The sequence below is a fragment of the Parvibaculum sp. genome, from assembly GCF_035325945.1.
Lineage (GTDB): Bacteria > Pseudomonadota > Alphaproteobacteria > Parvibaculales > Parvibaculaceae > Parvibaculum.
Window position 1 is genome coordinate 1 of record NZ_DAOKYX010000024.1, and the last position, 26,288, is coordinate 26,288.

A 26,288-nucleotide genomic window follows, 5' to 3' on the forward strand; every position below is an offset into this window, starting at 1 on the left:
TGGCGGAGAGGGAGGGATTCGAACCCCCGATAGAGTTACCCCTATGCCGCATTTCGAGTGCGGTGCTTTCAACCACTCAGCCACCTCTCCGCGGGGCACGGGGTTTGGACCAAGATCCTGCCCGTCATGTTGAAGCGGCGCGGAATGTAGACCGAGCCCTTCCCTCGGCACAAGGCTTGATCGCGCTATGCGGGTACTTTTAGATCGCCGCCCTTTTTCGGGCGTGCTTGCGCCCTTTCGCGCCCCGCCGCTTCGCCCGGTCCCGCCCCCCCAACGGGCCCCGGCCCGCGCGCGACGCCGGTTTCGCCATTTCCGCGAAATGGCGAAATTGTCTAGACTTCCGGCATGAGCGAAGCGCAAAGCCCCGCCGGACACGGCCCGCATGAGAGCCCCGATCCCGGGGGTCACACACCCGGCCGCATCGCGCCGTCTGCCCGCAAGACCCGCAGGCGCCGCCGCCCCGACGGGCGCGTCCTCGCCGCATGGGCCGTTCATGCCTTCACGGCCACGGGCGCCGTCGCCGGCCTTCTCGCCATTTCGGCGCTCATCGCGGGCGATCTGCGAATGGTGCTTCTCTGGCTCGGCGCGGCGCTGCTCATCGACGGTTTCGACGGACCGATGGCCCGCAAGGTGCGCGTCACCGAATTCGCCCCCCGCTTCGACGGGGCGATCCTCGACCACATCATCGACTATCTGAACTACACGGTGATTCCCGCCCTCGTGGTCTACCGCTTCGGCCTCGTGCCCGAGGGCTTCGCCATTCCCGCCGCCGCCTACATCATGACCACGTCCCTCTATTGCTTCGGCAACAAGGACATGAAGACCGCCGACAACTATTTCTCGGGCTTTCCGGCGGTCTGGAACGTCGTCATCCTCTATTTCTATCTCATGGCGAGCGGCCCCTGGGCCAATCTCGCCGTCATCGCGGCGATGGGGGCGCTCACCTTCGTGCCCTTCAAGTTCATCCACCCCTTCAGGGTGAGGGCGTTGCGCTCCTTCACCATCGCCGTGACGGGGGCCTGGGGCGCGCTGACACTGGTGCTCGTCTGGACGAGCGAGCAGGGCCTCGCCCCGGCCGAAACGCTCCCAGCCGCCTATTGGGGCTGGCTTGCCACGTCGCTCTATTTCCTGGGGCTTTGCCTCTGGCGCTCCCTCAAGGGCCCGGAAACGCGCTGAAAGCCACTGATTACAAGGCTTTCCTGCCTTGACAGCCCTTCCTCCCCCTGTATATTGCGCGCCAATCCGGCCCGTAGCGCGGTTTCGCGCGCTGCGCAGGGCCTTTATTCGCTAAATGGTGGTTTTCCATGTTCGCAGTCATCCGGACCGGCGGCAAGCAGTACAGGGTCGCGAAAGACGAGCTTCTCGAGGTCGAGAGGGTCGGCGCGAACGCTGGCGACAAGATCGACCTCCCGGTCCTGATGATCGGCTCGGAAGGCGGCGAGACGAAGATCGGCGCCCCGCTGGTCGAGGGCGCGAGCGTGAAGGCCGAGGTGGTGGAACTCACCCGCGGCCCGAAGCTGACGGTCTTCAAGAAGCGCCGCCGGCAGAACTATCGCCGCAAGAACGGCCATCGTCAGGATCTGATGCTGGTCAAGATCGTCGAGATCGCGGGATAAGGCGCCCGGCCCGGAAGGCAAGACGCCACCCGGGTCACTGAACAGCCGGAATTGAAGGATTTGAGCGCAGAGAGCGCGCTCTGGCAGGAGTAGAGGCAAATGGCTCATAAAAAAGCAGGCGGTTCGTCCCGCAACGGTCGCGACAGCGCAGGCCGTCGCCTCGGCGTTAAGAAGTTCGGCGGTGAGAACGTCATCCCCGGCAACATCATCATTCGTCAGCGCGGCACCAAGGTGCATCCGGGCGAGAATGTCGGCATGGGCACGGACCACACGATTTTTGCGACGGCCGCTGGCGTCGTCTCTTTCCGCGCGCGCAAAGGCGGCCGCACCTACGTATCCGTGATGCCGGCTTGCGCCCCGGCCGCGGCGGCGGATTAAACATTGCGAGGGCCCGCCACCTCGCAAGGTGGCGACCATCGGAATCGAGAGGGAGATGGGCCGCCATCTCCCTTTTTTAATGCCTTCTCGGGGATGAGGAGCCCCCGATGCAGGAAATCGCAAGAACGGAACGCCTGACGCTGAGGCATTTTCGCATGGAAGACGCAAGGCGCGTTCAGGCCCTCTGCAACAACTGGAACGTCGCCCGCAGGCTGAGCCGCATGCCCTACCCTTACACCGAGGAGCACGCCATCGCCTGGCTCGCGAGCCATGACGAAGCGCGCGCCTCCGGACGCGAGTTTCCGCTTGCGATCGAATCGGGTGGCGAGCTGATCGGCTCGACCGGCGTCATGGTGCATGAGAGTGGCGAGAGCGAGATCGGCTACTGGATCGGCGAGCCGTGGTGGAACCGGGGTTTCGCGACCGAGGCCGCCCGCGCGGCCATTTCATTCGCCTTCGAGCGGCTGGGGTCGGATGCCGTCACCGCCGTTCACCATGCCGACAATCACGCCTCCGGCCGGGTGCTGACGAAACTCGGCTTCCGTTATACTGGCGAGGATCGCCGCTGGTGCGAGGCGCGCCGGGAAAAAGTGCATTGCCTGCTGATGAGGTTCGCAAGACCCGCGGCCGGCACGGATTCGGCAGGGACCGAGAGCGGGCTTGCGTCCGGGTGCCGTTCGACTATTGAAAGCCGTATGCTGGCCACGCGGCTGACGGGGTTCCGTTCGGCCTGAACGCGCGCAAGGAGCGCCTGATGAAGTTTCTCGACGAGGCGAAAATCTATATCCGCTCCGGCGACGGCGGCGCCGGAGCGGTGAGTTTTCGCCGTGAGAAATTCATCGAGTTCGGCGGTCCCGATGGCGGCGACGGCGGCCGGGGCGGCGATGTCGTCGTCGAATGTGTCGACGGGCTCAACACGCTCATCGACTATCGCTACCAGCAGCACTTCAAGGGCAAGACGGGCATGCACGGCATGGGCCGCAACCGCAACGGCTATAATGGCGCCGATGCCGTGCTCAAAGTGCCTGTCGGCACGCAGATTTTCGACGAGGACCGTGAAACGCTGATCGCCGACCTCACCGAGGTCGGCCAGCGCATCGTGCTGCTCAAGGGCGGCAATGGCGGCTTCGGCAACGCCTATTTCAAAAGCTCCACCAATCGCGCACCGCGCCGCGCCAATCCCGGCCAGCCGGGCGAGGAAATGTGGATCTGGCTGCGGCTGAAACTCATCGCCGATGCCGGCCTCGTCGGCCTGCCCAATGCGGGCAAGAGCACCTTCCTCGCCAAGGTGAGCGCGGCAAAGCCCAAGATCGCCGACTATCCCTTCACCACGCTCACGCCCGGCCTCGGCGTCGTGAGGATCGACGGCCGCACCTTCGTGCTCGCCGATATTCCCGGCCTCATCGAAGGCGCGCATGAGGGCGCCGGGCTCGGCGACCGATTTCTCGGCCATATCGAGCGCTGCCACATCCTGATCCATCTGATCGACGGGACGTCCGAGGATGTCGCCGGCGCCTATCGCACCATCAGGGGCGAACTGGAGGCCTATGGCGCGGGGCTCGACGAAAAGGCGGAAATCGTCTGCCTCAACAAATGCGACGCGCTGAGCGACGAGGAGCGCGCCGAAAAACGCGCCGCGCTCAGGAAGGCGAGCGGCGCAGATGTGCAGCTCATTTCCGCCGTATCGGGCGAGGGTGTCGACAAGGTGCTTCGCCTCGTCGCCAAGAAAATCGAGACGCGCCGCGCCGAGGAGCGCGAGGCGCATCTGCGCGCCACAGGCAAAACCGAAGAGGGCTGGCAGCCGTGACAATCGCTCGTCTCAGCAATGCCCAGCGCGTCGTCGTCAAGATCGGTTCCGCCCTTCTCACCGACGGCAAGACCGGCAAGCTCAATCGGGACTGGCTCGGAGCCTTCGTCGCGGATGTGGCGGCGATGCGGGCGCGCGGGCAGGAAATGCTCATCGTCTCATCGGGCGCGATCGCGCTCGGCCGCCGCGCGCTCGGTCTTCCCTCGGGCAGGCTGAAGCTCGAGGAAAGCCAGGCCGCCGCCGCCGTCGGCCAGATCGGCCTCGCCCAGGCGTTTCAGGAAAGCCTGAGCGCGCATGGCCGAAACTGCGCGCAGATCCTGCTGACGCTCGACGACACCGAGACGCGGCGGCGCTACCTCAATGCGCGCTCGACGCTGAACACGCTCCTCCGGCTCGGCGCGGTTCCCGTCATCAACGAGAACGACACGGTGGCGACGAGCGAAATCCGCTACGGAGACAATGACCGCCTCGCCGCCCGCGTCGCGAGCATGATCTCGGCCGATTGCCTCGTCCTGCTTTCCGATGTCGACGGGCTCTATACCGCGCCGCCTTCCGAGCCCGGCGCGACGCATATTCCCGAGGTCACCGACATCACGCCCGAGATCATGGCGATGGCGGGCGATGCCGCAAGCGAGATGAGCCGCGGCGGCATGAAGACCAAGCTCGCCGCCGCCCTCATCGCGACCGAGGGCGGCTGCCACATGGCGATCGCCAATGGCCGCACGCTTCACCCGCTGAAGGCGCTCGAGGAAGGCGGCCGCTGCACATGGTTCACCGCGCGCTCGACGCCCTATGCCGCGCGCAAGCGCTGGATTTCGGGCGGCCTCAAGACGAAGGGCACGATCGTCGTCGATGCCGGCGCGGTCGATGCGCTGCTGCATGGCCGCAGCCTTTTGCCGGCGGGGATCACCGCCGTTCAGGGCCGGTTCGAGCGCGGCGACGCGGTGAGCGTCAGGGATAGCGAAGGGCGCGAGATCGCGCGCGGCCTCTCGGCCTACTCCAATGAGGATGCCGCCCGCATCCTCGGCCACAACAGCCGCGAGATCGAAGAGCTTCTGGGCTTTGCAGGCCGCGCGGAGATGATCCACCGCGACGACCTCGTTCTGAAAAAGGGCTGAAAATAGCCTTGCCGCCGGGAATACGGTAAGTTCGACGGATCGGCGGCTAGAGATGAGACAGGAAGATCCCGTGACCATCGCAGAAATCGGCAACGCAAATCGAGACATCGCCGCGCTCATGGCGGAGATGGGCGAGAAGGCGCGCGCCGCGGCCGAAACGCTTGCCGGCATCTCGACCAAGCAGAAGGATGCGGGCCTTCTCTGCGCCGCCATGGTCGTGCGCGCCAATATCGACGACATTCTCGAAGCGAACGAGAAGGACCTGGCCGCCGCGCGGGAGAAGGGTCTTTCGGGCGCCATGCTCGACCGTCTCATGCTCGACGAAAAGCGCGTCGAGGCGATGGCGAAGGGCATCGAGGAAATCGCCGCCCTGCCCGATCCCGTCGGCGCGAAGATCGCCGAATGGGACCGCCCGAACGGCCTTCATATCGAGCGCGTGCGCACGCCGCTCGGCGTCATCGGCATCATCTATGAGAGCCGCCCCAATGTGACGGCGGATGCGGGCGCGCTCTGCATCAAGTCCGGCAATGCCGCGATCCTTCGCGGCGGCTCGGAAAGCAGCCATTCGAGCCGCATCATCCACGCCTCGCTCGTCGAGGGTCTGCTCGCCTCAAACCTGCCGGAAGCCGCCCTCCAGCTCGTACCGACCACCGATCGCGCGGCCGTCGGCGAAATGCTGAAGGGCCTCAACGGCGCCATCGACGTCATCGTGCCGCGCGGCGGCAAGAGCCTCGTCGCGCGGGTGCAGGCCGAAGCCCGCGTGCCGGTCTTCGCCCATCTCGAAGGCATCTGCCACGTCTATGTGGACAAGGACGCCGATCTCGAAATGGCGCGCCACATCGTCATGAACGCGAAGCTCCGCCGCACCGGCGTCTGCGGCGCGGCCGAAACGCTGCTCGTCGATCAGGCCTGCGCGGAAACGCATCTCGCCCCGCTGGTGAAGGATCTGATCGAGGCCGGTTGCGAGGTGCGCGGCGACGCCATCGCGCAGCGCGCCGATCCGCGCGTGAAGGCGGCGACCGAAGCAGACTGGTCGACGGAATATCTCGAAGCGATCATCGCCGTGCGCGTGGTGAAGGGCGTCGAGGAGGCGATGCGCCACATCGCCACCCATGGCTCGCACCACACCGAAGCCATCGTGACCGCGAACCAGGCGACGGCCGACCGTTTTCTCGCCGCCGTCGACAGCGCCATCGTGCTTCACAATGCCTCGACGCAATTCGCCGATGGCGGGGAGTTCGGCATGGGCGCCGAGATCGGGATCGCGACCGGCAAGTTCCACGCGCGCGGGCCCGTCGGCGTCGAGCAGCTCACGAGCTTCAAATATGTCGTGCGCGGCACCGGCCAGACCCGGCCCTGAGAGGCGGATTTGAGACCCGCCCCCATGACACATCATCCATGACGCACTCAGAACTGCTCACACCCGGCCTGCGCGTCGGCCTTCTGGGCGGCTCCTTCAATCCCGCGCATGAAGGCCATCTCCATGTGACGCGCATGTGCCTGAAGGCGCTGGCGCTCGACCGCGTCTGGTGGCTCGTCTCGCCGCAAAACCCGCTGAAGAGCGACGCCGGAATGGCGCCGCTCGCCACGCGCCTTTCGGATGCGCGCGGCCTCGTCGACAAGGCGGGCGATCCGCGCATCGTCGTCACCGACATCGAAACGCGGCTCGGCACGCGCTACACGATCGACACCATCGAGGCGCTCAAGGCGCGGCATCCGGGCGTGCATTTCGTCTGGCTCATGGGCGCCGACAATCTGATCCAGCTTCCCGAATGGGCGCGCTGGCGCGACATTGCCGAGGCCGTGCCCATCGCCGTCTATCCGCGGCCGGGCTACACGCTGAAAGCGCGCGCTTGCCCGGCGGCCGAATGGCTGAAGCCGGCGACGATCGATGCGGGCGATGCGCCGCTACTCGCCGAAAGGACGCCGCCCGCTCTCGTGTTCCTCCAGGGACCCGAGCACAGCGCATCTGCAACGGCCATCCGCGCTGCCGCCAAGGAGCGACGCAAGTGAAGAGTTCAGGCAAACGGTCGATGCGGGATAGATTGAACTCGGAGGGCAGGACACTTATCCTTGGTTATGCCAAGACCGCTTCGGCGGCAGGCCGTCGAGTTCATCTGGAAGGAGCCAGTTCCTGAGCAGTCAGACACCGGACCGCAAGGTCCCCCGCGCCAAGGCGAAGGCATCCGGCGCAAAGACGCCCGCGGCAAAGGCGGTAAATCCCAAAGAGCCAAAGGCAAAAGTGGCGAAGGCAAATGCGCCGACGGCAAAGGAGCCCAAGGCGAAACCGGCCCGCGTGAAGGCGCCCGCGACGAAAGCGCCCAAAGCGAAAGCACCGGAGACGAAAGCAGCAAAGCCAGCCAAGGCGACGAAGGCAACCGGCGCCGCGAAGGCTCCTCGCAAGCCTTCCGCAACGAAGGCTGCTGCCTCGAGGAAGAAAGCCTCGGCCGAGGAAGCCAGGCTCTCAGCCATGCTCGCTCTCATCCTCAAGAGCCTCGACGACGACAAGGCCGAGGACATCGTCTCGATCGATCTCGCCGGGAAGACGCCCATCGCCGACTGCATGGTCATCGCCAGCGGCCGCTCGCAGCGCCATGTGAGCGCCGTCGCCGAACACCTGATCCGCAGGTTGAAGGAGAAGGGCCTCGGTACGGCGCGCGTCGAGGGCCTGCGTCAGGGCGACTGGGTGCTGATCGACGCGGGCGACGTGCTGGTGCATGTCTTCCGTCCCGAGGTACGCGAGTTCTACAAGCTCGAGAAGATGTGGGCCGCGAACATTCCGGCGGAGCAGGCGGCCGAGCAGGTCGCGATCTGAAACCGGCACGCGGGCCAGTACGCCCCGGGGGAGGAGAACACCGATGCGCATCGAGATATGCGCCGTTGGCCGCCTTCGCGCCGGGCCGGAAAAGGAACTTCTCGACGGCTATGTTTCCCGCATCACCGCGGCCGGGCGCGGCATCGGCATCACCGCGCTCACGCTGAGGGAAGTCGAGGAGAAGCGCAGACTCGAAGGCGCGGCGCTCAAGGAAAGCGAGGCGGCGCAACTCAAGGCCTCGCTTTCACGCGGCGCGCTTCTCGTCGCGCTCGACGAACGCGGCCGCGCCGAACCGAGCGAGGCCTTTGCCGGGCGGCTCGCGCGCTGGCGCGACAGCGGCGTTTCCGATCTCGCCTTCGTGATCGGCGGCGCCGATGGCCTCGCGCCTTCGCTGCGTGACGAGGCAAGCCACCTCATCGCCTTCGGCCCCATGACCTGGCCGCATATGCTGGTGCGCGTCATGCTCGCCGAGCAAATCTACCGCGCCGTGACGATCATCGCGGGTCATCCCTATCATCGCGCCTGACCGCCACGCTTTTCATGCGGCACCACGTGCCGGAATCGGTCAACGCGGCGTGGACACGATTCAAGCCTTCCATTAGCTTCATCCGGGGGTGCGCGACCCGCGCACAGGCATTGGGCTGACTGTTTTTTCGGAAGTTGAGAGCGGCATGATCGGCGTCAGACCTCTCGTCCTGGTTCTCCTGGACGGATGGGGCATTTGCGCGGAGCGCGAAGGAAATGCGCTCGCCCAGGCGCGTACGCCGATTTACGATCGGCTCGCCGGAACATCGCCCCATGCCGTGCTTGCCGCCTCGGGCGAAGCTGTCGGCCTGCCCGCAGGCCGACCCGGCAACGCGCAGGCGGGCTACATGACCCTTGGCGCAGGGAGGCCAGTGACGCAAAGCCTCGTGCACATAAACCGCGCGATCCAGGACGACGGTGCGCAATCGATCGGCGCCAATCCCGTCTTCACGCAGATCGTTCAGCGCGTGAGGCCGCTGGGCGGCGCGGTGCATCTCATCGGCATGGCCTCGCCGGGCGGTATCGCCGGCCACCAGCATCATCTGGCGGTCCTTGCCGCGCTGCTGAGCCATGAGGGCGTGCAGGTCTGGATCCATGCCGTGACGGATGGCCGTGACACGAGCCCGCAGGCCGGCATCGACTGCCTCGCGGAGCTTCTCGACGATACGGCCGGCGCCGAGAATGCCACTCTCGCAAGCCTGATGGGCCGCGCCTTCGCCTTCGACGATCCGGCCGATCCCGCGGCCCTTGCAGCTGCCGTGAAGGCAATCGCCGACGCCGATGCGCCGCATACGGAATATCCTGCCGCCCATCTCGACCAGTGCTACCTCAAGGGCATGGCCGACGACCGGATCGCGCCCGTCATCACCCAGAAATATCGCGGCATCAGGCAGGACGACGCGGTCTTCCTCGTCAATCTCCGGCCCGATCTCGGCCGGGGGCTCATGGAAGCGCTGCTGGCGTCTCCCGCCGCGCGCCTGCTTGCGGGCGCCTATTCGCTCTGCGAACTGGACGGCCCGGCAAGGGAGCGTGTCGAGCCGCTCTTCAGCGAGGCGCCCGCCCGGCCGACGCTCAGCGAGACGCTCTCGCGCGCGGGACGCACCCAGCTCCTGCTCACGGAAACCATCGCCGAAACGAACCTCTCGCTCTTCCTGCGCGGCGGCACGTCCACGATCTTCAACGGCGAGACGATCGGCGTCGCCGAAACGCCGCCGCTCGCAAAGCTCGAAAGGCGGCCCGAGCTTGCCGCGGCCGACCTCGTCGCCGAGGCGATCGCGTCGATCAAGAAGGCTGACCGCGACTTTCTCGTGCTCAACCTGCCGAATGTCGCCGTGCTGGGACGGACCGGAAATCTGCGCGCGACGATCGAGGCGGCCGAGGCGGTCGACAAGAGCCTCGGAAAGCTCGCCGCGCAGATCGAGAAGCGCGGTGGCGTCATGGCGATCACCGGCGCCTTCGGCAAGGGCGAAATCATGGTCGACGCCGAAACGGGAAAACCCTGGCGCGGCCCGACCCGCTCCAACATGCCGTTCACGCTGGCCGGCCTGCCCGCGCGCGAGCGGAGGGAGCTGCGCTTCGGCACGCTGGCCGATGTCGCGCCGACCATCCTCGGGCTTCTCGACGTGCCCGTGCCGGAGGCGATGACAGGCCGCTCCCTTATCCTCGATCCTGAACAGGCAGACCGTGTCACGGCCTGAAGGCTTCGTCGCCCTCGCGCTTGCCGCGCTGATGATCGCGGGCCCCGCCGCGCGGGCGGAGATCGCCGATCCGACCAAGCTCGAAAGCCTGAAGCAGGAACTCGACACGAGCGTCACCCGCAAGAAGGCGCTGGAAGCCCAGTCGGAGAAGGCGCGCCGCGAAACCGAGGAAATCCGCGGCAAGCTCATAAAGACCGCCGCCAGCGTGCAGGCGCGCGAGCGCGAAGTCTCGGCTTCCGAGGAACGCCTTGCCGCGCTCAGGACGGCGGAATCGGACGTCCTCGCCAGGCTCGAGCACCGGCGCGGCGAAATGGCCGAACTCCTTGCCGCGTTGACCCGGCTCGACCGCAATCCGCCGCCAGCGCTGGCGGTGCGGCCCGACGATGCGCTGGGCGCCATTCGCGGCGCGATCCTGCTCGGCTCGGCCGTGCCCGAATTGCGGGCGGAGGCCGAGGCGCTGAAAGCGAGGCTGGAGGAGCTTGCCCGCCTGCGCCAGAGCATCTCGGCCGAACGCGCGACGCTGGCCGACGCCAAGGCCTCGCTCGAGCGCGACCGGGCGGAACTCGAAACCCTGCTCAAGAAGAAGATGGCGCGCCAGCAGAGCCTGGCCCGGGCCGTCGAAAGCGAGGAGGCGCGGGCCGAGCGGCTCTCGCGCGAGGCGACCGACCTCAAGGACCTGATCTCGAGGCTCGAAGCGGGCGCGGCCGAACGCATCCCGATGAAAAGACCCGATCCGGCGCTGCGGCCGAAGCCCGAGCCCCCTCGCCAAATGGCTGCGGAACCGGCCTCCCCCGCCCCCGGCATGGCCGACCGCCCCGCCGAAACGGACATGGCGGCGCTCACCCCCCCGCGCCCCTCGCCCCCGGTTGCCGGTTCGCCTTCTTCGCGCCTTTTTTCGGCGGCAAAAGGGCTCATCCGGCTGCCGGTCACAGGCCCCGTTCTCAGGGAGTTCGGCGGGCCGAACGGCATTGGCGGACGGATGCAGGGTATACTGATCGCGACGCGGCCGGGCGCGCAGGTGATCGCGCCTTTCGACGGCAGGATCGTCTTCGCCGGGCCGTTCCGCCGCTATGGGCAACTCTTGATCATATCGGTCGGCGAAGGCTACCATGTATTGTTGGCAGGAATGACGAAGATCGACGGGACTGTGGGCCAGAACATCCTCGCCGGGGAACCTGTTGGCACCATGGGCCCAGCGCCTTCTCCCGACAATCTGGCTGAAGCGAATGTATCGACCGAATGGAATGACAATTCGGGCCTGCACGGAAAATCCGGTCGGAACCCCTCGCTTTATATAGAATTCCGGAAAAACGGCGATCCGATAGACCCGCGCCCCTGGCTGATGATGAGTGACAAGAAGGCTCGTGGATAAATGAATAAGTCTGTGATAGCCGGCTTCGCGGTCGGTACGATCGTTTCCGCGCTGACCGTGTTCGCGTTCCAGTCGGGCACATTCGACGGGTCGGCCCACGCTGCCAACAGCGACACATATCGCCAGCTCAACCTTTTCGGCGACGTGTTCGAGCGCGTGCGCGCCGACTATGTCGAGCCGACCGACGATGCGAAGCTCATCGAGGCGGCCATCAACGGCATGCTGACCTCGCTCGATCCCCATTCGAGCTACATGAACCCCAAGAACTTCCGCGACATGCAGGTCCAGACGCGCGGCGAGTTCGGCGGGCTCGGCATCGAGGTCACGATGGAAAACGGCGTCGTGAAGGTCGTGACGCCGATCGACGACACGCCCGCGAGCCGCGCCGGGCTCCGCCCGAACGACTACATCACCCATATCGACGGCAAGCCGATCCTCGGCCTGACGCTGAGCGATGCGGTGGACAAGATGCGCGGGCCGGTCAACACCTCCGTGACCCTCACCGTGGTGCGCAAGGGCGTCGAGGAACCCTTCGACGTCAAGCTCACGCGCGACATCATCACCATCAAGTCGGTGAAGTACCATCGCGAGGGCGACATCGCCTATGTCCGCATCACCTCCTTCAACGAGCAGACGGGCGAGCTTCTCGAAGACGCGATCCGCGCGCTGCAGAAGCAGATCGGCGCGGCGAAGGTGAAGGGCTACATCCTCGACCTCCGCAACAATCCCGGCGGCCTGCTCGACCAGGCGATCGTTGTCAGCAGCGATTTCATCAGCCAGGGCGAGATCGTCTCGACACGCGGCCGTCACTCGGACGACACGCAGCGCTACAATGCGCGTGGCGGCGATCTGACGAACGGCAAGCCGGTCATCGTGCTCATCAATGGCGGCTCGGCCTCCGCCTCCGAAATCGTCGCGGGCGCGCTTCAGGACCACCGCCGCGCCACGATCCTCGGCACGCGCTCCTTCGGCAAGGGGTCGGTGCAGACGATCATTCCGCTGGGTTCCGACGGCGCGCTGCGCCTGACAACGGCGCGCTACTACACGCCGTCCGGCCACTCGATCCAGGCCAAGGGCATCGAGCCCGACATTCAGGTCGAGCAGTCGGGCGACCAGAAGAAGAAGAAACTTCTCATCACCGGCGAGGCCGAGCTGCCCGGCCATCTGGCTGCGGAAGACGGCGCCAAGGAAGTCGCCGGCTCCGATTCCTTCGTCCCCGCGGACAAGAAGGACGACAAGCAGCTTCTTTATGCGATCGACCTGCTGAACGGCGTCCGCAAGGATGCCGCCTTCAAGGCGACCTCGACGGCGAGCGCGAATTGATGACCGATCCTCGGCTCAAATCCGGCGGGTGAGGGAGCGAGCGGGATGCCGAAGGGGGCTCTGCAAAGGATGCACGGCGAGGAACGCCGGGGCGTGAGCCTGCTTGCGATGGCGACGATCGCCGTCGCCCTGCTCTATGGCGGCACGCTCGCATGGCTTCTTCTCGGCGATCATCGCCTTGCGGGGGAACCCGTGGTCCGGCTCGCCCTGGCACCCGAGCCGGCCCCGCCTGCCGCGACCGACGCGCTGCTGCGCCCGGGCTCGGCGGACGAGCATCCGGCCGCCCCCCATGCGGACACCGCCGAGGCGAACGAGACGCCCCCCGTCGTCGACAAACCCACACCAGACGAACAGGCGCTCCTCGACGCGGCAAGGCGCGTGGTCGGCGGCGACGGAGAGGCCTCCGCCGACGGTGTGAAGATTCTCGGCGCCGAGACCGTGCCCACCGGGAATGCGGCCGTGGATATCCCCGCGGCCGGGATCGCCGGGCCGCTGAGCGCCGTTCCCGACCCCGCCCTTGTCGCCCAAGGCAAGCAGGGGCCGCTTCCCGTCATCGCCAAGGACGGCCGGCAGGCTTGGAAGGTCTATGCCCGGCCGCTGCCGCGTCCCATGCCCACTGGGCCGCGCATCGCGCTCGTGGTGAGCGGCATGGGCATCAGCGACAGCGCGACCGCCCATGCGATCGAGAAGCTCCCGCCCGAGGTGACGCTGTCCTTTGCGCCCTATGGCGCAAACCTCCAGAGCTGGATCGGCAAGGCGCGCGCGGCAGGCCACGAGGTTCTGCTCGAACTGCCGATGGAGCCCTTCGGTTATCCGCAGAACGATCCAGGCCCCTATACGCTGCTGACCAGCCTCCAGACGGCGGAGAACATCTCCCGCCTCGAATGGCTGCTCAGCCGCTTCACCGGCTATGCGGGTGTCATGAACTATCAGGGCGCGCGCTTCACGAGCTCGCAGGCCGCCCTCTCGCCCGTGCTCGGGGCGCTGAAGGAGCGCGGGCTCATGTATGTCGACAATGGCGCATCGCAGCGGAGCCTCGCGCCCCGGATCGCGGGCGAAATCAGGCTCCCCCTCTCCGTGGGTTCGCGCCTCGTCGATCCGGTGCAGAACCCCGGCGTGATCGATCAATCGCTCGCGGCGCTCGAAGCCTCGGCGAAGGAAGCGGGCGTCGCGGTCGGCGTTGCCTCCGCCTTCCCCGTCACGGTCGACGCGCTGACACGCTGGGCCGAAACGCTGAAGGAAAAGGGCTTCGTTCTCGTTCCCGTCACGGCGACGGCGGGCGGTTCCTGAGGGTGCGCGAAGTTCCCCGGACAGGACGGGCGGACGTGCAGGTGAGCGGCATGGCGAAGACAGACAGCAAGACAATGACGGTCGATCCCGAAACCCTGCCCTATCGGCCCTGTGTCGGCATCATGCTCATCAACAGGCACGGCCTCGTCTGGGCGGGCAACCGCATCCAGTCGGTCGATACGGGCTCGCCGCTCACCTGGCAGATGCCGCAGGGCGGCATAGACGAGGGCGAAGACCCGCGCGAGGCGGCCTTTCGCGAACTCAGGGAAGAAACGGGCACCGACAAGGCCGAGATCATCGGCGAAGTCGCGGACTGGCTCATCTATGACCTGCCGCCCCACCTCGTCGGCCACGCGCTCAAGGGCAAGTATCGCGGCCAGAAGCAGAAATGGTTTGCCATGCGCTTCACCGGCATCGACGGCGACATCGATATCGCCGCCGACGAGCATCAGGAATTCAGCGAGTGGGCATGGGTGCCGGTGAGCGAGCTGGTGGAGCTGATCGTTCCCTTCAAGCGCGGTGTCTATGAGCAGATCGTCCGCGAACTCGGACCCCTCGCAAGGCCGCTCGTCTAGCCCGCCGTCCGCCAGCCATCGACGATGGAGGAGATCGCCTCCGCGAGCGGCAGCACCTTCTGCCGGAAGCCGTAATCCGCATAGTCCCAGCGGGGCGAACGGCGCAATGTCATGACGCGCTGAAGCGGCATGTCGCTCGCCGTGATCAGCGCGGCGATGCGGTCGATGCGACGCTGATCCTCCGGGCTGACCTTGGCCCGCAATGCCGCGAGCATCGAGGGCGCGGCGCGCATCGTTGCATAGTCGGTCTGCAATGCGCCAAGCGCTTCTCCATCGCCCGAGACGAGATAGGAGCGAAGCTCCGGACGAAGCGTGAGCAGCGCACCGCGCAACCGCGCCAGCGAATCCACGCTCCCCTCCATGCCCGGCCAGCGCGACAGGATGATCGAGCGCAAGGCCTCGTCGCAAAGCGACATCGCCTGCTCGAGCGCCGGGTCGATATCCTCGTCATAAAGCCGCAGACCCGGAAAACGATTGGGCGTGCCGACGAGGCCGGCGACCAGACGCTGTTGTGCCTCGATATCGGATGTCGTCCGCAAGAGATCGGCGAGCCTGCGCAACCGCGCGCCGTCGCTCCAGGAGCGCGAGTTCCGGTCGAGAGCGGCCGCGATCTCATCGAGTCTGCCATTCGCCTGCTGCCACTCGGCAAGGAAACCGGCGCTTCCCGTGATGAGATATCCGCGCAGCGCGACGAGGCCTGCCTCGTTCGCGGCAGCGAAATCCGTGAGCAAGGCCCCGCTCCCGGCCATGCCCGCCCGCTCCGTGCTCGCCGACGCAGTCTCCATCATGTCGAGGCTCGAGATCACCCGCATGGCAAGCCCGCGCACCTCCCGCGCCACATCCTCCGCGCGATCCGGGCCGGGGAGCGCGACGATACCGCCCGCAAGCGGCAGAATGAGAAACAGGGCGACGCTGATGCCGGGAAGCGAAAATCGCGGCAGTGACAGCCGGGGCCACACGCGAGGCCCGTTTCGCTGCGTCTTCGCGAAGGAAAGATGACGACGACGCGGATTGCGAAGCGCCGCCGCGACGCTTGCCGCCATGCCATATCGCTCACGCCAACGCAGCTCCGCGCGGGCGGAAAAGGATGAGGCCCGCATGATCGCACCGCCGGCTTTCCCTCAGTCGAGCTTGAATTATGGGAGCCGTGGCGGACGAGGCGACATAGGGTCTTTGGTATAGGCGCGGGCGCAGAAGGATACGCATCATTGGCGATGGCGCGCCGCAGCCGTACAAGGATATTCCGAGCCCGAATGTCACGGGCTTACGCGCCTCTCAAGGCTCCGCCTACGGATCATTTCCCGCGTGGGGCATGACGGGACCGGAGGCCGGGCACCGATCCGTCCGGAACATGACGATGCATTGGAGCGCGAGCGTCATCATCCCATTCGGCATCGGCCTGCTCACTCTGGCGGCATCCCATTCGAGCGCCGATCGAGGGGCGCCGCGCCCGATCGCGCGGGAGACAATGGTGCGTAACGGGGATATTCCGGCCCCCGCTGTCAATCTTGGCGATTGTTTGCGCTCGGCGAGCGCCCCTCTCGGCTGGCCCGCTGACTATGCGGCTATCTGCGCGGACCTTCAGCGGGAATTTCACCCACCCGGCATAGCGAAGAAAAGTGAAGCTCCGAAAATCGTGGAAGCGCGGATGGCCGGGGCGCCACTCCCCCTTCAGCGGCCAGCGCGGCGGCAAGCGCAACACGCTACGGCAATCCGAGCGACCTGCCGCATCGATGCGGACGGCATGACGCGGCTCGACAAGGCGGGGAAACGGCAATCGCGCCCGCCCGAACTCGCGTCAGCGCGCATCCGCGGCACGAGCGGCATGGCGCTGCTCGTACCCGCAGGCTGCGGGGTCGAAAGTCCGGCCGAAGCGAAGGTACTTTTCGCCGGCAGCTTCAAGGGCTATCGCGGCGTGGTGATTCTGGAACTGGCCGGAAAACGCCACCTGATCGTCGCCGGTCTCGGCGCGCTCTCGGTGAGCCATGGCGGCAGGGTTGCGCGGGGCGGCGAACTCGGCACGACATCCGATGAGCGCGCGCCAGCGCTCGCAGCCGCGTTCGGCGCGGGAGCGCCGCTCCTCTTCTTCGATGTCAGGAATAGCCGCGGAGGTGCCGAGCCCGTTTTCTGGCTCGCGCGAACGTCCTAGACCGGCGCGTTGGCGAGCCGCTTCGCGCGGATCTGCCAGAACATCCAGACGAGAGGCGACACCACGCGCATGACGAACCCATGCGGCTTGAGACCCGACGCCTTGCCCACCATGGCGACGAGACGCTCGACATGCTGGCGGCGATAGAGGCCCAGGGCACGCTTCTCATAGGCTTTGGAGAAGCGGGCACGATCATAGGGCACGCTGCCGTCGGCAGGCGTGTTCGCAGCGTAATAGGCGCAGGCCAGCTCGTCGTCATCGGCCTCCGAGACACGGCCGATGGCGATCCGCGCCCGTCCGAGCACGGAAGGAAGCTCGTCCTCGATATCCTTGAAGTGATCGTAGAAGAGCTTGTAATGCCGGAACTCGTCAGCCGCGATATTGGCCGCGATCTGCTTCAGCACCGGCTCTTCCGAGGCATCCTTGATCGCCGTGTAATAGGAGGACGTGCCGCTCTCGACCACGCAGCGCGCCACGAATTCGCCCGCGCGGCTGCCGCGCACCGACTGGGAGACGTCCTTCGGAACGGAATAGCCCGCCTGAAAACGCGCCAGCGCATCGGCGAATTTGAATTGCGGATCGGCAAGCTCGGCCCAGCGCGCGAGCGCCGCGCCATGCTGCACTTCTTCCGCGCCCCATTGCCGGATCACTTCCATGATCTCGGGCCGGTCGGAAAAGACGTTGCAGAGATAGGTGACATAGTCCGGCGCATTGTACTCGACGAGCGCCGCGGCCTTCACCGCACGCAGAATGTCGGGATCGACCTTCGATGCGTCGAAATCGTCCCATTTGATGTCGTCGAGCGTCCAGTGGCGGCTCATGCTTTCACCTGCCTTGCATGCGTCATGCAATCGTCACTATACCCCAATGCCCATGGAGGGGTTAAGCCTCCGGCATGCGCCATAATCCCGCAGAAACCGGGGGAAATGCGCCGCAAAAACAAAGGGCGGTGCTTCCGCACCGCCCCGATCTGCTGCGATCCGCCCGAAGGCGCGGCCTCAGACGGCCTCGAGAAGCTGACGAAGGTGGTCGAGCTTTTCCTGCGCGGCCTGACGGGCTTCCTCGCTCTTGGCGTCGTTCACGTCTTCCGTGGCATAGCCGATTTCGCGGTCGATCGTGGCCCGGTCGAGTTCCTCGATCGGCACCGTGAATTCGGCAAGGACCGTAAGCCCTGCCGAAGTCACTTCGGCGAAACCGCCGCGCACGAAGATCCGCCGCTGCGGGCGACCGGCATCATCGACATTGATGACGCCGGGACGCAGCGTGGTCATGAGCGGAGCATGTCCCGCCAGCACGCCGATATCGCCCTCCTTGCCGGGCACGGTCACGAGATCGACGCTCTCCGAAAGGATAAGCCGTTCCGGCGAAACGAGTTCGAAGTGCAGCTTTTCAGCCATGAGCCTTGATCCAACCCTGAGCGCTTATGCCGCTTCCTTGGCGAGACGCTCGGCTTTCGCGATCGCGTCCTCGATGGTGCCGACCATGTAGAAGGCGGCTTCCGGAAGGTGGTCATAGTCGCCGTTGCAGAGACCCTTGAAGCCCTTGACCGTGTCCTTGATGTCGACGAGGCAGCCGGGCGTGCCCGTGAAGATTTCGGCGACGTGGAACGGCTGGGACAGGAAGCGCTCGATCTTGCGGGCGCGGGCCACGACCAGCTTGTCCTCTTCGGAGAGTTCATCCATGCCGAGAATGGCGATGATGTCCTGAAGCGACTTGTAGCGCTGCAGGATTTCCTGCACGCGACGCGCCGTGTCGTAGTGCTCCTGACCGACGACGCGCGGCTCGAGAATGCGCGAGGTGGAGTCGAGCGGGTCCACGGCCGGGTAGATGCCCTTTTCCGAAATGGCGCGGTTGAGAACCGTCGTCGCGTCGAGATGCGCGAAGGAGGTCGCCGGCGCCGGGTCGGTCAGGTCGTCGGCCGGCACGTAAATGGCCTGCACGGACGTGATCGAGCCCTTGGTGGTCGTGGTGATGCGCTCCTGCAGCGCGCCCATGTCCGTCGCGAGCGTCGGCTGATAGCCCACGGCCGACGGGATGCGGCCGAGCAGAGCCGACACTTCGGAACCCGCCTGCGTGAAGCGGAAGATGTTGTCGACGAAGAAGAGCACGTCCTGGCCCTGGTCGCGGAAATATTCGGCGACCGTGAGACCCGTCAGAGCGACGCGCGCGCGGGCTCCCGGCGGCTCGTTCATCTGGCCGTACACGAGGGCGCATTTCGAGCCCGCCGTGTTGCCGTTGTTCTCGCGCGGGTCCTTGTTCACGCCCGACTCGATCATCTCGTGATAGAGGTCGTTGCCCTCGCGCGTGCGCTCGCCGACGCCGGCGAACACCGAGTAGCCGCCATGCGCCTTGGCGATGTTGTTGATGAGTTCCTGAATGAGAACCGTCTTGCCGACGCCGGCGCCGCCGAAAAGGCCGATCTTGCCGCCGCGCGCATAGGGCGCGAGCAGATCGACGACCTTGATGCCCGTGACGAGCATTTCGGCTTCCGTCGACTGATCGACGAAGGACGGTGCGTTCTGGTGGATTTCGCGCGTGTTCTCGGCCTTGACCGGGCCCGCTTCGTCCACCGGCTCGCCGATGACGTTGATGATGCGGCCGAGCGTGCCGTCGCCCACGGGAACGCGGATCGCCGAGCCCGTGTCGCGCACTTCCTGACCGCGCGTCAGACCTTCGGTCGTATCCATGGCGATGGCGCGAACCGTGTTCTCGCCCAGATGCTGCGCCACTTCCATGACGAGGCGGTGGCCGCCATTGTCCGTCTCGAGGGCGTTCAGAATGGCGGGCAGATGATCGGTGAACTCGACGTCCACGACGGCGCCGATGATTTGAACGATCTTTCCGACTGGGTTGCTCATGGGGCTTCCTTAATCTTCCCGTAAGGGGCGTATCTCAGAGGGCTTCGGCGCCCGAAATGATTTCGATGAGTTCCTTGGTGATCATGGCCTGGCGCGAGCGGTTGTAGGTGATCTGAAGCTTGTTGATCATATCACCGGCGTTGCGCGTCGCATTGTCCATGGCGGACATCTTCGCGCCCCACTCGCCAGCGACATTCTCAAGAAGCGCCCGGAACACCTGCACCGACACGTTGCGCGGCAGCAGATCGCTCAGGATTTCCTCTTCGCTTGGCTCATAGTCGTAAACGGCGCCCGCAAGCTCCGCCGTGGCCTTCGCCACCTCGTCCGCGCCGGGCAGAGTGGCGGGAATGAGCTGCTGGGCCGTCGGAACCTGCGTCACGACGTTCTGGAACTTCGAATAGAAAAGCGTGGCGACATCGAACTCGCCCGCCTCGAACATCGCCAGAACCGCATGCGCGATATCCTGCGCCTGATCGAAGCCGATCTGCCGCAAGCCCGTGAAATCGACGCTCTTCACGATCTTGTCGCCATACTGACGTTTCAGCGCATCGCGCCCCTTGCGACCGACGGTCATGATCCTGACCGTCTTGCCGTCGCGGAGAAGCGCGTTGATGTGATCGCGCGCAAGCCGCGCGATCGACGAGTTGAAGCCGCCGCAAAGGCCGCGATCCGCGGTCGCAACGATCACGAGATGCACCTGATCGCTGCCCGTTCCGGCAAGAAGCTTCGGCGCATCTTCCCGGCCCGCCATGCCGATCGCGAGATTGGCAAGCACCCGGTTCATGCGCTCGGCATAGGGCCGCGCGGCCTCCGCCGCTTCCTGCGCACGACGCAGCTTCGCGGCGGCGACCATCTGCATCGCCTTCGTGATCTTCTGCGTCGCCTTCACGCTAGCGATGCGGTTTCTTAGGTCCTTGAGGCTCGCCATTGGCCGTCACCCGGTTCCTTGATCAGGCAAACGCCTTGGTGAAGCTCTCGACCACCGCCTTCAGCTTCGCTTCGGTGTCGGACGAAAGCTGCTTCTCCGTGCGGATGGCATCGAGGATGCCCGCATGGCTCGAGCGGATGGCGCGCAGCAGCTCTTCCTCGTAGCGGCCGACATCGCCGACCGGGAGCCCGTCGAGATAGCCGTTGACGCCGGCATAGATCACGACGACCTGCTCTTCCACCTTGAGCGGCGAGAACTGGGGCTGCTTCAGAAGCTCGGTCAGGCGCGCACCGCGATTGAGCAGGCGCTGCGTCGCCGCGTCGAGATCGGAGCCGAACTGCGCGAAGGCCGCCATTTCGCGGTACTGCGCAAGCTCGCCCTTGATCTTGCCCGCGACCTGCTTCATCGCCTTGATCTGGGCGGAGGAGCCGACGCGCGACACCGACAGACCGACGTTCACCGCCGGACGGATGCCCTGATAGAAGAGGTCCGTCTCGAGGAAGATCTGGCCGTCCGTGATCGAGATGACGTTGGTCGGAATATAGGCCGACACGTCGTTCGCCTGCGTCTCGATGACCGGGAGAGCGGTGAGCGAGCCCTTGCCGTTCTCGTCATTGAGCTTCGCCGCGCGCTCGAGCAGGCGGGAATGGAGATAGAAGACGTCGCCCGGATAGGCTTCGCGGCCCGGCGGGCGGCGCAGCAGGAGCGACATCTGGCGGTAGGCGACGGCCTGCTTGGAGAGATCGTCATAGACGACGAGGGCATGCATGCCGTTGTCGCGGAAGAACTCGCCCATGGTGCAGCCCGCGAAGGGCGCGAGGAACTGCAGAGGCGCCGGTTCCGACGCGGTCGCGGCGACCACGATCGAATATTGCAGCGCGCCGTTCTCCTCCAGCGTCTTCACGATCTGCGCGACCGTGGAGCGCTTCTGACCGATGGCGACATAGATGCAATAGAGCTTCTGATGCTCGTCATCGCCCTGATTGAGCGGCTTCTGGTTGAGGATGGCGTCGATCGCGATCGCGGTCTTGCCGGTCTGGCGGTCGCCAATGATGAGCTCGCGCTGCCCGCGGCCGATCGGGATCAGGGCGTCGATCGCCTTGAGGCCCGTCTGCATCGGCTCATGCACCGACTTGCGCGGAATGATGCCGGGCGCCTTCACGTCGACGCGGCGGCGCTCCGTCGCCTCGATCGGGCCCTTGCCGTCGATCGGATTGCCGAGCGGATCGACGACGCGGCCGAGCAGGCCCTTGCCGACGGGGACGTCCACGATGGCGCCCGTGCGCTTCACCGTGTCGCCTTCCTTGATGTCGCGGTCGGAACCGAAGATCACGACGCCGACATTATCGCTTTCGAGGTTCAGCGCCATGCCGCGGACGCCGCCCGGGAACTCGACCATTTCGCCCGCCTGGACGTTGTCGAGACCGTAGACGCGGGCAATGCCGTCACCGACGGAGAGCACCTGGCCGATCTCGGAGACCTGCGCTTCCGCACCGAACCCTTTGATCTGCTGCTTGAGGATTGCGGAAATTTCCGCGGCCTGAATGTCCATCAGGAAGCCTCTTTCATGGCAATCTTGAGAGAATTGAGTTTGGTCAGGAGAGACGAATCGATCATCCGGCTCCCCACCTTGACGACGAGCCCGCCGAGGAGCCCCTCGTCAATCTTGGTATTGATCTGAACGTCGCGCCCCGTCGCGGACTTGAGGGCCCCTTTGAGGCTCGCAATCTGCGCTTCGGAAAGCGGGTGAGCCGAGGTCACGTCGGCGGACATCTCGCCGCGCTTGTCGGCGAGAAGGCGGCCGAAGCCCACGATCATCGCCGGCAGGGCGAAAAGCCGCCGGTTGCGAATCACGAGGCCGACGAAATTGGCCACGAGCCCCTTGATGCCTGCCCGCTCGAGCACGGCCGCGAAGGCGCGCGCCTGATCGTCAGCGCCGAAAGCGGGGCTCTCGACGAGCCGCCGGAGATCGGCGCTTTCATTGATGAGGGCCTCGATACGCTTGAGATCGCCCGCGACGGCGTCAAGCGAGGCGTCGCTCTCCGCAAGCTCGAAGAGCGCCGTTGCATACCGACCGGCCATGCCGGAGACGAGATGATCAGCTGCCACTTGGCGTGCCCGCCCATGCATTCTGTGGGGGTCGGCGCACCATATGCGGGTCGGTGCGCTAACTGATTGATTTCACTAATTTATTCTTACCGAGGGGGCCTGGTTCGGCCCGCTACCCCCAAGGCCGGGCGTTTGGTAACACAAGGACCCCGCATGTGCAATATCACCGCCCGAGAATTGGCGGCGTGGCGGCCGATACGAAGCTGCTCATGCCCTCCGACGTCCCGACGACAACTCCTGAAAAGAACTATTTAACTATGTTTATGGGATACGGGTGACTGCCTTGGCCAGACGAGCGGAGTTCTCCAGCGATGAAACCTAAGCGCGTAGTCATCCTGACTGATGTTCCCGCTCACATGATGGGGCTGGGAAGCATCGCCCGCATCAGATCGCTGATCGAGTACGTGGGCAGCGTTGCCGAGGCTCACGGCATCATTATTTCCCATCCTCCAGCGGAAGACATTGCCCCGATCGGCTCAGCGACACTTCACTTTTGCGCACCCGCCCCGGACGGCCAAATCGATTGGGGCGCCTTGCGAGCGCTTGTCGCAAGTCTGAAGCCCGACGTGGGTATCATCGAGTACGCCCATCTCGGCACAGCGCGGTCCGTTTTTCCCAAAGGCGTGCCTGTCGTCCTCGATACGCTCGATCTGATCTATCTAAGAGCGGAGCGCTTCCGGGCCGCCGGACTGCAGCCCGTGATTGAAATGACCGAGGATAACGAATTCTCGATCCTCGAATCCTTCGATCGGGTGCTGCTCATTTCCAAGGAAGAGTTTGATATCAGCGTCTCCCGTCTTGGCAGGAAGAAGTGCATCTTTTCTCCGCACGTTGCGCCGACTGATCCCGTAACGCCAAGCTCTGAGTCGATCGGCGGAATGCTGTGCAGTGGCGCAACGGCAAACCAGGACGCCCTGGACTGGCTTCACAATGAAGTGTTGACGGAAAGCGAGACCGATGCCGTCCCGATCCGGATATGCGGCACCATCTCGAGGCTCCCGGACGTCGAAAAGCGCTATCCGCGCTTCGAAATCCTGCCGCCAGTTCCGCTTCAAACCGATTTTTACAGCACGGTAGCGTTCACGATGAACCCGACGCGCTTCGGCGGCGGCATGAAGATCAAAAGCGTCGAGGCCTTTGGATACGGCATCCCGCTCGTCACCACGCCGGAGGGCATCGACGGCTGCCCCAGCGCCAATTACGAATTCTGCCGTGTCGCAAAGACGCCCGAGGAGTTCCGCGATGCGGTTCGTGAGGTCGCGGCATCGGCAGAATATCGCGCCCATCTGAGGGAAGGGGCACTGCGATATGCTCGCGAGCATCTCTCCACAGATGCCGCATTCGGAGCGCTGGCAAGGTTCATCCAGAAATCCTGAGCCGCTCTGGTTCCTGCGGCTTGATGTCCGTGTCCCGCTGTTCGATCAGAGAAAGCTGTACGGATCGACATCGACGGCGATGCGTACCGAGCCCGGCACCTTGAGCGCCGAGAGCCAGGCCTGCATATAGGCCTGCACATTTATGTTCCGCGCCGATTTGACGAGGAAGCGCAGCCTTGTCCGCCCCCTGAGCATCGCAAGCGGCGCGGGCGCGGGGCCGAGCACGCTGACACCTTCGGCCTGCGGCGCGGCGCGGGCCATTTCGCGCGCGAATTTCTGCGCCTGGGCGGCATTTTCGGAGGAAAGCACCACGCCGACGAGCCGGCCGAAAGGCGGATGTCCCAGCCGCTCGCGCGCGGCGGCCTCGCGGTCGAGAAACTGGTCGCGATTACCCGACACGAGCGCCCGCATCACGCCATGCTCCGGCATATAGGTCTGGAGGAAGACGCGGCCCCGCCGCTCGGCCCGGCCCGCTCGCCCCGCCACCTGCTGGAGGAGCTGAAAGGTGCGCTCGGCCGCGCGGAGATCGCCATTCTCCAGCCCGAGATCGGCATCGACGACGCCCACAAGCGTGAGCCAGGGGAAATGATGCCCCTTCGCGACGATCTGTGTACCGACGATGATGTCGATCTCCCGCGCCTCGATGGCACGGAAAACCTCCTCATGCGATTGCGGCCCTCTGAGATTGTCGCTCGACAGGATGGCGATGCGCGCTTCGGGGAAACGCTCCGAGATTTCCTCCGCGATGCGCTCGACCCCCGGACCGCAGGCGACGAGCGCCTCCTCCGCGCCGCAGGAGGGGCAAGCTCTCGGCACCGGTGCCGTGTAGCCACAATGATGACAGACGAGTTCCCGCCGGAAGCGATGCTCGACGAGCCAGGACGAGCATTGCGGACATTCGATGCGATGGCCGCATGTGCGGCAGAGCGTCAGCGGCGCATAGCCGCGACGATTGAGAAACAGCATCGCCTGCTCGCCACGGCCGAGCGCCTCGGCGATCTCGCTGACGAGCCGCGGCGAGAGCCAGCGCCCGCGCTCGGGCGGCTCCTCGCGCATGTCGATGGCGGCGATCTGCGGAAGCTCCGCCGCGCCATGCCGCTCGGGCAGCACCACGCGCTCATAGCGCCCCAGTTGCGCATTCACCACCGTCTCGAGCGAGGGCGTCGCCGAACTCAGCACGATCGGAAAATCCCCGAGCGAGGCGCGCACCACCGCCATGTCGCGTGCATGATAGATAACGCCCTCCTCCTGCTTGAAGGCGGCCTCGTGCTCCTCGTCGACGACGATGAGGCCGAGATCGCTGAAGGGCAGGAAAAGCGCCGAGCGTGCCCCGACCACCACCCGCGCCCGCCCCTCCGCGACGCCGCGCCAGACGCGGCGTCGTTCGCGCTGCGAAAGCTCGGAATGCCATTCCGCCGGCTTGCAGCCGAAACGCGCTTCGAATCGGTCGAGAAACTGGCTCGTGAGCGCAATCTCCGGCAGCAGGATGAGCGCCTGCTTGCCCCGTGCAAGCGCTTCGGCCACCGCCTCGAAATAGACTTCCGTCTTGCCCGATCCCGTCACCCCGTCAAGGAGCAGGGTAGCAAAGCGCCCCGCTTCGACCCGCGCCCGCAAGACGGAAGCGGCGGCCGACTGCTCCGGCGAAAGCGCCTTTCCCCTCGCCCCGATATCGGGCTCGGGAAAGGGCGCCTCGGTGGGCAGATCGACAGGCAGGAGCGCGGCGGCTTCGATAAGACCGCGCACCACGCCATCGGAGACGCCCGCCTCCTCGGCAAGCTCGCGCGCCGTCCGCGCAAATCCGTCGCTCGCCGTTTCGACGACGCGAAGCCGCGCGGGCGTCATGCGCGCGGGCCTTGCATCGGCAAGCCGGTAGGCCGTCCGCATGCGCTGCGGCTCGAGCGCGCCCGGCGCGCGCAGGGCGAGCCTCAACACCGAGCCGCGCGGGTTGAGCGTATAGGCCGCGATCCAGTCGACGAAGCGGCGAAGGGCGGCAGGCATGGGCGGGGCGTCGAGAACCTCGAGAACAGGCTTGAGCCGCTTCGCCTCCACCTCGCCCGTGCCGGGCCCCCAGACCACGCCGAGCATCTGCTGCGCGCCGAGCGGCACGATCACATAGGCTCCCTCTTCCGCGATTAACCCGGCAGGAACCTCATAGTCGTAAGGTGCTGGCAGGGCGAGCGGAATGAGAACGCTGACGCTTCGCGGCGATGGGTCGATGGGCATTCTGAGCCGGGCTGATGAGAAATTCGAAGACGAGACGATAATGTAACACCTGATAAAGCAAGCGGAACGTCAGGCCTTGCACCTCCGGGCCTGGCGCGGCAAAAGAAAAGAAAAGTTGCGCCGCGCCCC

25 protein-coding genes and 1 tRNA gene are annotated in these 26,288 nt (G+C 65.7%); 17 read left to right on the forward strand and 9 right to left on the reverse strand.

Annotated elements, in window-relative coordinates; all coding sequences use genetic code 11:
- Positions 1 to 90, reverse strand: a tRNA-Ser gene (locus tag PKA57_RS11375).
- Positions 91 to 345: 255 nt separating this feature from the next.
- Between PKA57_RS11375 and PKA57_RS11380 the strand changes: the two genes are divergently transcribed.
- The 15 genes from PKA57_RS11380 (at position 346) to PKA57_RS11450 (ending at position 14,516) form a co-directional block, all read left to right on the forward strand.
- On the forward strand, positions 346 to 1,176 hold the full coding sequence (locus tag PKA57_RS11380) for a phosphatidylcholine/phosphatidylserine synthase (RefSeq protein WP_324300623.1): 831 nt from the start codon (positions 346 to 348) through the stop codon (positions 1,174 to 1,176).
- 128 nt (positions 1,177 to 1,304) lie between these two features.
- Positions 1,305 to 1,616 carry a 50S ribosomal protein L21 gene (rplU, locus tag PKA57_RS11385; RefSeq protein ID WP_324300625.1) on the forward strand — a complete coding sequence of 104 codons (312 nt, stop codon included), beginning with the start codon at positions 1,305 to 1,307 and terminating at the stop codon, positions 1,614 to 1,616.
- Positions 1,617 to 1,715: 99 nt separating this feature from the next.
- On the forward strand, positions 1,716 to 1,994 hold the full coding sequence (rpmA, locus tag PKA57_RS11390) for a 50S ribosomal protein L27 (protein WP_324300627.1): 279 nt from the start codon (positions 1,716 to 1,718) through the stop codon (positions 1,992 to 1,994).
- A 107-nt stretch (positions 1,995 to 2,101) separates the two neighbouring features.
- On the forward strand, positions 2,102 to 2,728 hold the full coding sequence (locus PKA57_RS11395; RefSeq protein WP_324300629.1) for a GNAT family N-acetyltransferase: 627 nt from the start codon (positions 2,102 to 2,104) through the stop codon (positions 2,726 to 2,728).
- 20 nt (positions 2,729 to 2,748) lie between these two features.
- Entirely contained in the window at positions 2,749 to 3,801 is a 1,053-nt protein-coding gene (gene obgE / locus PKA57_RS11400; protein ID WP_324300631.1) for a GTPase ObgE, read from the forward strand.
- The gene (proB, locus tag PKA57_RS11405; protein WP_324300689.1) at positions 3,789 to 4,919 is read left to right on the forward strand and encodes a glutamate 5-kinase; all 1,131 of its coding nucleotides are present in this window, start codon (positions 3,789 to 3,791) and stop codon (positions 4,917 to 4,919) included. Before obgE ends, proB begins: the two co-directional genes overlap by 13 nt.
- Before the next feature lie 52 nt (positions 4,920 to 4,971).
- Positions 4,972 to 6,279 carry a glutamate-5-semialdehyde dehydrogenase gene (locus PKA57_RS11410; RefSeq protein ID WP_324300633.1) on the forward strand — a complete coding sequence of 436 codons (1,308 nt, stop codon included), beginning with the start codon at positions 4,972 to 4,974 and terminating at the stop codon, positions 6,277 to 6,279.
- A 38-nt stretch (positions 6,280 to 6,317) separates the two neighbouring features.
- Entirely contained in the window at positions 6,318 to 6,932 is a 615-nt protein-coding gene (locus tag PKA57_RS11415; protein ID WP_324300635.1) for a nicotinate-nucleotide adenylyltransferase, read from the forward strand.
- Between the two features lie 283 nt (positions 6,933 to 7,215).
- Positions 7,216 to 7,734, forward strand: coding sequence for a ribosome silencing factor (gene rsfS, locus PKA57_RS11420; protein WP_324300692.1), 519 nt, complete (start codon positions 7,216 to 7,218; stop codon positions 7,732 to 7,734).
- A gap of 43 nt (positions 7,735 to 7,777) precedes the next feature.
- Positions 7,778 to 8,260 carry a 23S rRNA (pseudouridine(1915)-N(3))-methyltransferase RlmH gene (gene rlmH, locus PKA57_RS11425; RefSeq protein ID WP_324300637.1) on the forward strand — a complete coding sequence of 161 codons (483 nt, stop codon included), beginning with the start codon at positions 7,778 to 7,780 and terminating at the stop codon, positions 8,258 to 8,260.
- A 145-nt stretch (positions 8,261 to 8,405) separates the two neighbouring features.
- Positions 8,406 to 9,956: a 2,3-bisphosphoglycerate-independent phosphoglycerate mutase gene (gene gpmI / locus PKA57_RS11430; RefSeq protein ID WP_324300639.1), complete on the forward strand. Its 1,551-nt coding sequence runs from the start codon at positions 8,406 to 8,408 to the stop codon at positions 9,954 to 9,956.
- The gene (locus PKA57_RS11435) at positions 9,943 to 11,328 is read left to right on the forward strand and encodes a peptidoglycan DD-metalloendopeptidase family protein (protein ID WP_324300641.1); all 1,386 of its coding nucleotides are present in this window, start codon (positions 9,943 to 9,945) and stop codon (positions 11,326 to 11,328) included. Before gpmI ends, PKA57_RS11435 begins: the two co-directional genes overlap by 14 nt.
- Positions 11,329 to 12,651 carry a S41 family peptidase gene (locus tag PKA57_RS11440; RefSeq protein ID WP_324300643.1) on the forward strand — a complete coding sequence of 441 codons (1,323 nt, stop codon included), beginning with the start codon at positions 11,329 to 11,331 and terminating at the stop codon, positions 12,649 to 12,651.
- A 45-nt stretch (positions 12,652 to 12,696) separates the two neighbouring features.
- Complete coding sequence (locus PKA57_RS11445; protein ID WP_324300645.1) at positions 12,697 to 13,941, forward strand: divergent polysaccharide deacetylase family protein; 1,245 nt, start codon at positions 12,697 to 12,699, stop codon at positions 13,939 to 13,941.
- Positions 13,942 to 13,991: 50 nt separating this feature from the next.
- Positions 13,992 to 14,516: an RNA pyrophosphohydrolase gene (locus PKA57_RS11450; RefSeq protein WP_324300647.1), complete on the forward strand. Its 525-nt coding sequence runs from the start codon at positions 13,992 to 13,994 to the stop codon at positions 14,514 to 14,516.
- Here PKA57_RS11450 and PKA57_RS11455 read toward each other — a convergent pair.
- Positions 14,513 to 15,559: a hypothetical protein gene (locus PKA57_RS11455; RefSeq protein WP_324300649.1), complete on the reverse strand. Its 1,047-nt coding sequence runs from the start codon at positions 15,557 to 15,559 to the stop codon at positions 14,513 to 14,515. The two genes, PKA57_RS11450 and PKA57_RS11455, sit on opposite strands and share 4 nt — an antisense overlap.
- Positions 15,560 to 16,260: 701 nt before the next feature.
- Between PKA57_RS11455 and PKA57_RS11460 the strand changes: the two genes are divergently transcribed.
- The gene (locus tag PKA57_RS11460) at positions 16,261 to 16,665 is read left to right on the forward strand and encodes a peptidoglycan DD-metalloendopeptidase family protein (protein WP_324300651.1); all 405 of its coding nucleotides are present in this window, start codon (positions 16,261 to 16,263) and stop codon (positions 16,663 to 16,665) included.
- Here PKA57_RS11460 and PKA57_RS11465 read toward each other — a convergent pair.
- The 6 genes from PKA57_RS11465 to PKA57_RS11490 all read right to left on the reverse strand — a co-directional run bounded on the left by PKA57_RS11465 (position 16,662) and on the right by PKA57_RS11490 (position 22,560).
- Entirely contained in the window at positions 16,662 to 17,486 is an 825-nt protein-coding gene (locus PKA57_RS11465; protein ID WP_324300652.1) for a ferritin-like domain-containing protein, read from the reverse strand. The genes PKA57_RS11460 and PKA57_RS11465 overlap by 4 nt on opposite strands.
- Before the next feature lie 177 nt (positions 17,487 to 17,663).
- Positions 17,664 to 18,062, reverse strand: coding sequence for a F0F1 ATP synthase subunit epsilon (locus PKA57_RS11470; protein ID WP_324300654.1), 399 nt, complete (start codon positions 18,060 to 18,062; stop codon positions 17,664 to 17,666).
- 24 nt (positions 18,063 to 18,086) lie between these two features.
- Positions 18,087 to 19,523, reverse strand: coding sequence for a F0F1 ATP synthase subunit beta (gene atpD, locus PKA57_RS11475; protein WP_324300656.1), 1,437 nt, complete (start codon positions 19,521 to 19,523; stop codon positions 18,087 to 18,089).
- A 34-nt stretch (positions 19,524 to 19,557) separates the two neighbouring features.
- Positions 19,558 to 20,451, reverse strand: coding sequence for a F0F1 ATP synthase subunit gamma (locus tag PKA57_RS11480; RefSeq protein WP_324300658.1), 894 nt, complete (start codon positions 20,449 to 20,451; stop codon positions 19,558 to 19,560).
- Positions 20,452 to 20,473: 22 nt separating this feature from the next.
- Positions 20,474 to 22,003: a F0F1 ATP synthase subunit alpha gene (gene atpA, locus PKA57_RS11485; protein ID WP_324300660.1), complete on the reverse strand. Its 1,530-nt coding sequence runs from the start codon at positions 22,001 to 22,003 to the stop codon at positions 20,474 to 20,476.
- A complete protein-coding gene (locus tag PKA57_RS11490) occupies positions 22,003 to 22,560 on the reverse strand; it encodes a F0F1 ATP synthase subunit delta (RefSeq protein ID WP_324300662.1) in 558 nt (185 codons plus the stop codon). The genes atpA and PKA57_RS11490 overlap by 1 nt, the downstream gene beginning before the upstream one ends.
- Before the next feature lie 311 nt (positions 22,561 to 22,871).
- Here PKA57_RS11490 and PKA57_RS11495 point away from each other — a divergent pair, with 311 nt between their 5' ends.
- The gene (locus tag PKA57_RS11495; protein WP_324300664.1) at positions 22,872 to 23,936 is read left to right on the forward strand and encodes a glycosyltransferase; all 1,065 of its coding nucleotides are present in this window, start codon (positions 22,872 to 22,874) and stop codon (positions 23,934 to 23,936) included.
- A 45-nt stretch (positions 23,937 to 23,981) separates the two neighbouring features.
- Here the strand turns inward: PKA57_RS11495 and PKA57_RS11500 are convergent, their stop codons facing one another.
- A complete protein-coding gene (locus PKA57_RS11500; protein WP_324300666.1) occupies positions 23,982 to 26,159 on the reverse strand; it encodes a primosomal protein N' in 2,178 nt (725 codons plus the stop codon).
- Positions 26,160 to 26,288: the final 129 nt, after the last annotated feature.

What these genes read in the sequence shown, in the direction of transcription:
- PKA57_RS11495 (WP_324300664.1), top strand. Translation starts at nt 22,872, where the DNA reads ATGAAACCTAAGCGCGTAGTCATCCTGACTGATGTTCCCGCTCACATG.
- PKA57_RS11395 (WP_324300629.1), top strand. Translation starts at nt 2,102, where the DNA reads ATGCAGGAAATCGCAAGAACGGAACGCCTGACGCTGAGGCATTTTCGC.
- rpmA (WP_324300627.1), top strand. Translation starts at nt 1,716, where the DNA reads ATGGCTCATAAAAAAGCAGGCGGTTCGTCCCGCAACGGTCGCGACAGC.
- rlmH (WP_324300637.1), top strand. Translation starts at nt 7,778, where the DNA reads ATGCGCATCGAGATATGCGCCGTTGGCCGCCTTCGCGCCGGGCCGGAA.
- PKA57_RS11465 (WP_324300652.1), bottom strand. Translation starts at nt 17,486, where the DNA reads ATGAGCCGCCACTGGACGCTCGACGACATCAAATGGGACGATTTCGAC.
- PKA57_RS11450 (WP_324300647.1), top strand. Translation starts at nt 13,992, where the DNA reads ATGGCGAAGACAGACAGCAAGACAATGACGGTCGATCCCGAAACCCTG.
- atpD (WP_324300656.1), bottom strand. Translation starts at nt 19,523, where the DNA reads ATGAGCAACCCAGTCGGAAAGATCGTTCAAATCATCGGCGCCGTCGTG.
- PKA57_RS11445 (WP_324300645.1), top strand. Translation starts at nt 12,697, where the DNA reads ATGCCGAAGGGGGCTCTGCAAAGGATGCACGGCGAGGAACGCCGGGGC.
- PKA57_RS11460 (WP_324300651.1), top strand. Translation starts at nt 16,261, where the DNA reads ATGACGCGGCTCGACAAGGCGGGGAAACGGCAATCGCGCCCGCCCGAA.
- PKA57_RS11480 (WP_324300658.1), bottom strand. Translation starts at nt 20,451, where the DNA reads ATGGCGAGCCTCAAGGACCTAAGAAACCGCATCGCTAGCGTGAAGGCG.
- PKA57_RS11500 (WP_324300666.1), bottom strand. Translation starts at nt 26,159, where the DNA reads ATGCCCATCGACCCATCGCCGCGAAGCGTCAGCGTTCTCATTCCGCTC.
- PKA57_RS11415 (WP_324300635.1), top strand. Translation starts at nt 6,318, where the DNA reads ATGACGCACTCAGAACTGCTCACACCCGGCCTGCGCGTCGGCCTTCTG.
- PKA57_RS11380 (WP_324300623.1), top strand. Translation starts at nt 346, where the DNA reads ATGAGCGAAGCGCAAAGCCCCGCCGGACACGGCCCGCATGAGAGCCCC.
- PKA57_RS11455 (WP_324300649.1), bottom strand. Translation starts at nt 15,559, where the DNA reads ATGGCGGCAAGCGTCGCGGCGGCGCTTCGCAATCCGCGTCGTCGTCAT.
- PKA57_RS11470 (WP_324300654.1), bottom strand. Translation starts at nt 18,062, where the DNA reads ATGGCTGAAAAGCTGCACTTCGAACTCGTTTCGCCGGAACGGCTTATC.
- gpmI (WP_324300639.1), top strand. Translation starts at nt 8,406, where the DNA reads ATGATCGGCGTCAGACCTCTCGTCCTGGTTCTCCTGGACGGATGGGGC.
- PKA57_RS11410 (WP_324300633.1), top strand. Translation starts at nt 4,972, where the DNA reads ATGAGACAGGAAGATCCCGTGACCATCGCAGAAATCGGCAACGCAAAT.
- atpA (WP_324300660.1), bottom strand. Translation starts at nt 22,003, where the DNA reads ATGGACATTCAGGCCGCGGAAATTTCCGCAATCCTCAAGCAGCAGATC.
- obgE (WP_324300631.1), top strand. Translation starts at nt 2,749, where the DNA reads ATGAAGTTTCTCGACGAGGCGAAAATCTATATCCGCTCCGGCGACGGC.
- rplU (WP_324300625.1), top strand. Translation starts at nt 1,305, where the DNA reads ATGTTCGCAGTCATCCGGACCGGCGGCAAGCAGTACAGGGTCGCGAAA.
- PKA57_RS11440 (WP_324300643.1), top strand. Translation starts at nt 11,329, where the DNA reads ATGAATAAGTCTGTGATAGCCGGCTTCGCGGTCGGTACGATCGTTTCC.